Annotated in this window: 5 protein-coding genes and 1 pseudogene; 3 read left to right on the top strand and 3 right to left on the bottom strand. The window is 29.0% G+C overall.

What is annotated here, in order from left to right:
• Window positions 1-768: pseudogene (gene nrdD / locus HMPREF9131_RS02490) on the bottom strand (anaerobic ribonucleoside-triphosphate reductase); the annotation flags it as partial.
• Between the two features lie 179 nt (window positions 769-947).
• Here nrdD and HMPREF9131_RS08590 point away from each other — a divergent pair.
• From HMPREF9131_RS08590 to brnQ, 3 genes are all read left to right on the top strand, one after another.
• Window positions 948-1,370: a hypothetical protein gene (locus HMPREF9131_RS08590; RefSeq protein WP_009345191.1), complete on the top strand. Its 423-nt coding sequence runs from the start codon at window positions 948-950 to the stop codon at window positions 1,368-1,370.
• Window positions 1,346-1,750: a hypothetical protein gene (locus HMPREF9131_RS08585; protein WP_009345194.1), complete on the top strand. Its 405-nt coding sequence runs from the start codon at window positions 1,346-1,348 to the stop codon at window positions 1,748-1,750. The genes HMPREF9131_RS08590 and HMPREF9131_RS08585 overlap by 25 nt, the downstream gene beginning before the upstream one ends.
• A gap of 95 nt (window positions 1,751-1,845) precedes the next feature.
• On the top strand, window positions 1,846-3,147 hold the full coding sequence (gene brnQ / locus HMPREF9131_RS02480) for a branched-chain amino acid transport system II carrier protein (RefSeq protein ID WP_009345197.1): 1,302 nt from the start codon (window positions 1,846-1,848) through the stop codon (window positions 3,145-3,147).
• Window positions 3,148-3,304: 157 nt separating this feature from the next.
• Here brnQ and HMPREF9131_RS08850 read toward each other — a convergent pair whose 3' ends face one another.
• Together HMPREF9131_RS08850 and HMPREF9131_RS08845 are read right to left on the bottom strand one after the other, a co-directional pair.
• Window positions 3,305-3,577 carry an aminotransferase class I/II-fold pyridoxal phosphate-dependent enzyme gene (locus HMPREF9131_RS08850; protein WP_009345195.1) on the bottom strand — a complete coding sequence of 91 codons (273 nt, stop codon included), beginning with the start codon at window positions 3,575-3,577 and terminating at the stop codon, window positions 3,305-3,307.
• Window positions 3,574-3,917 (bottom strand): aminotransferase class I/II-fold pyridoxal phosphate-dependent enzyme (locus HMPREF9131_RS08845; RefSeq protein ID WP_009345192.1); only part of this gene is annotated, 344 nt, incomplete at its 5' end. The genes HMPREF9131_RS08850 and HMPREF9131_RS08845, both read right to left, overlap by 4 nt.

Genomic DNA, 3,917 nt, shown 5'->3' with positions numbered 1-3,917 from the left:
TTTTTCAGCCAAATCTACATCGCCTAGGGTTTCTATAGCTGTACTTAAATTTTTATCAAAGGATCTTCTTAAATATTTCCCTAAACAAGAAATATCTATTGATTGACCGCCGTATTGATTTGATGCTATCTGTGCAATTATTTGTGTCATTACGTTGCAAGCTACTTGGAATGATTTTGGAGTTTCAATCATCTTTCCATTTACTACTGTTCCGTTATCAAGCATATCTTTCATATTTACCAAACAACAGTTAAAAATTGGTTGGAAATATAATCCATATCATGAATATGAATTGCTCCAGATTCGTGAGCTTCCACTAGATCTAGTGGTATCATTTTTCTTTTAGCTATATCTTTTGAAACTTCTCCTGCTATTAAATCTCTTTGTGTAGATGCGATTATTGGATTTTTATTTGAATTTTCGTCCATTACATCAATGTTTGTTTCATTTAATAAGCCTAAAATTTCATTGTCTGTTGTATTTTGTTCCCTCTTATATTGTTGAACTGACTTGTAAGATTCGTAAGCTCTTGCTGTTGCAGGGTTATTATAATTTATGAGTTTATAATAAACTTCAGTTTCAATATCATAAATAGACATGGGAACTTCTTTTGTATTTGCATATTCTTCAATTTCTCTTGCGATTTTTTTCTGCTTGGTCTTCTACAAAAACTCCTGTTGTAGAATTCATTGCTTTTTCTATTGCTATTGTGATTTTTTCTTTGTCAAATGGAACCTCGGTTCCATTTCTTTTTATTACCGTTAACATAATGCCCTCCCTTTTCAAATAATTATACAACATATTGTGTATAAAAGAAACATGAAAACTATATCTTGTAGAAATTTTACATTTCGTCATATTTTGAGGAAATATGCAAAAGAAAGGTTAAAATTGTTTAATTCTTATATTTTTTGGTATGCTATAATAAATATTAAATGAGGTGAAATATGAAACTATTAATTTTTTCAGATGTCTTAGACCCTTGGTCTTGGGGTTTAGAAGGAGTTTTAAGAGCTCTAACTTTTACATATAGGGATTTATCTTATGAATTTATTATGACAGGTCTTGTAGAAAATTATGAAGATTTTTTGCCTAAAAATTTCTCTCAGTTAAATTCTGTTGAATTAGGAAATAAAATTTTGTTCGATATGTATAGGGCTGCATCAACTATAACAAAATTTCCACATTTTAAGAAAATTCCAAGTCTTTTTTCAGAGGAACATAAGTCATCTTATATTCTAGATAAATATTATAATGCTGTTAGACAAATTTCTTATGATAAGAGCAACTTATATATGAGAAGGTTAAAGGAGTGGGCAATTTTAAAGAGGAAAACATATATGATATGCAAGTACAAAAGGAAATTTTAAAAGAACTAGATATTGATTTTAATGATTTTATAAGCGAGCTTGAATTTATTGATGAGATTTTTCTTGAAGACAGGATGCTTGCCTTTGACTACAGGGTCAAAAATCCGCCAGCTTTTTTAATTGAAGATAATAAAAGATTAATAAAGGGCTATAAATCTTATGAGGATTTGTGTAAGTTTATTGATGATGAAGTAGGTATTGAGAAAAGGGAAATAAATGATTCATTACTTGTTGAATTTATTTCAACCTTTAGTCACGTCTTAAAGGAAGAGATAAATATTCTTTTTTCTGAAAAAAGCTTCGATAATCTTTTAAAACAAGGTAAAATTTTAGAAAAAACTTTTGGCAACGGAAAAATTTATCAGCTAGCAAGTAAATAGTTATTTAAAAATTTTAAATATTTCGTCACTTTAAATTGATATTTACATAAGTAAAATATATAATATCAATTAATGATATTTTAAGAGAAAGGGTGATGGATATTAATAAGATTTTTAGAGATACGATTACAATTGGTTTTGCACTTTTTGCAATATTTTTTGGGGCTGGAAATTTAATTTTTCCTCCATATTTGGGAGTAATATCAGGGTCAAATTATATTAAGGCAATGATAGGTTTTTTACTAACAGACCCAGTTCTTCCAGTTTTAGGTGTAATAGTTACGGCAAATCTTGGGGGTCGTGCTGAAGATTTAGGTAAAAGAGTTTCACCGACTTTTGCGAAAGTTCTTGGAGCAATAGCAATTTTAACAATAGGACCATTTTTTTGTGTTCCAAGAACAGCAGCTACAACTTATGATATAGCTGTAAAGCAAATTTTTCCAAGTGTTCCTTTATGGATAATTTCAATTGTATTTTTTGCACTGACTATAGTTTTTGTTTTAAATGAGGGTGAAGTTATTTCCTATGTGGGAAATATTTTGACACCGGGACTTTTAATAGTGCTAACTATTATTATAGTTAAAAGTATATTTGATCCAATTGGACCTGTAAGACAAATTCCTGATGATAATTTCTTTTTGAGGGGTTTTACTGAAGGTTATCAGACAATGGATGCCCTAGGTTCTGCTTTGATGGCTGGTATTGTTATGGGAGATATTAAAAGACGTGGGTATCTTAAAAAAGATGAACAGATGAAGATGATGTTGGGAGTGGGATTTGTATGCTTTTTACTTCTTGCTTTTGTTTATGGAGGTCTAACATATATGGGCTCTACAGCATCTTCAAGTTTTACAGCTCAAAGTGAAAGAGTCGATATTTTAATGGGATCAGTTCATGCACTTTTTGGAAATTTAGGAAGAGTTGTCATGGGTATTGGTGTATCTTTGGCTTGCCTCACAACATCTGTAGGTTTAACAGCTACCTGTGGTAATTATTTTGAATCTATTTCAAAAGGCAAATTAAAATACAAATATGTAGTTTTGGCATCAGCCACTGTTTCTGTTATTCTATCCCTATTAGGAGTAGAAGGACTTATAAATTTGGCTGTACCAGTTCTATCAACTATTTATCCTGTAATAATTGTTTTAATTGTTATGAGTGCTTTTGATAAATTCATTAAATATAATGAAACTTATATTTCAGCAACTCTTACTACTTTTATAATTTCTATTGTTCAGTCCTTAAATATGGTTTTCGGTATTTTACAAGGACCAACAGATATTATAAAAAATTTACCCTTAAAAAATTATGGTTTTGAATGGTTAATTCCTGTAGTTATTGTTGCTATTATTTGTACAATTATTGCAAGCATTAGTCACAAGAAAAGAGCTATATAAAATAAAAAAAATCTCAGATTCCTTAAAAAACTGATCTCATTTAGTTGGTTTGTTAGTCCAACTTTTGGGGGTCAGTTCATAAGGGAATTTGAGATTTTTTATTTTAGAAAATATAAAAGTATATATATTTCAAAAATTTTATAATATTAATTACTGATCAATTAAAAATATCCAATTTACGCAACCTGTCAAAGGCTTCATTTATTTTTTCTTCTTTTACAGTAACAGCAATTCTAATATGGTTCTCTCCACCAGGACCGAAAGCCTTGCCATTTATTACCCGTATATGAGCTTCTTTTAAAATTTTATCAACTATTTCTTCCATAGAATATTTATTTGAATTTATTTTTGGAAATAAATAGAATGCTCCTTTTGGCTCAATAACTTCAACATTTTTCAATTCTTTAAGCCTTTTGTAGGCGAGTTTCATTCTTTTTTGTACTCATCTTTTAGAGGTGGGCAAATTTGTTTTCTGTTTTTTAGGGCATAAACTTGAGCTACTTGAGTTAAAGATGGGATACAATACAAAATATTTTCGTGTATATATTCAAAAACATCAATTAATTTTTCATTTGCAATTATTGCTCCAAGTCTTAAACCTGTCATTACAAAATCCTTAGAGAGGGAATTTATTGTTATTACATTTTCTAAATTCTTATCAAATTTAAGGCTAGGATAAAAATCATCATAATATGTGTAATTATCATAAATATCATCGCAAATGATGAGAATATTTTTTTCTAAACAAAAATTATATATTTCTTCTAAAA

The sequence above is a fragment of the Peptoniphilus sp. oral taxon 836 str. F0141 genome (genome assembly GCF_000179335.1).
GTDB classification, from domain to species: domain Bacteria; phylum Bacillota; class Clostridia; order Tissierellales; family Peptoniphilaceae; genus Peptoniphilus_A; species Peptoniphilus_A lacrimalis.
The sequence above is the reverse complement of the archived record's forward strand: the minus strand, read 5'-3'. Positions and strand labels throughout refer to the sequence as shown.

What these genes read in the sequence shown, in the direction of transcription:
- HMPREF9131_RS08590 (WP_009345191.1), top strand. Translation starts at nt 948, where the DNA reads ATGAAACTATTAATTTTTTCAGATGTCTTAGACCCTTGGTCTTGGGGT.
- HMPREF9131_RS08585 (WP_009345194.1), top strand. Translation starts at nt 1,346, where the DNA reads ATGCAAGTACAAAAGGAAATTTTAAAAGAACTAGATATTGATTTTAAT.
- brnQ (WP_009345197.1), top strand. Translation starts at nt 1,846, where the DNA reads ATGGATATTAATAAGATTTTTAGAGATACGATTACAATTGGTTTTGCA.
- HMPREF9131_RS08850 (WP_009345195.1), bottom strand. Translation starts at nt 3,577, where the DNA reads ATGAAACTCGCCTACAAAAGGCTTAAAGAATTGAAAAATGTTGAAGTT.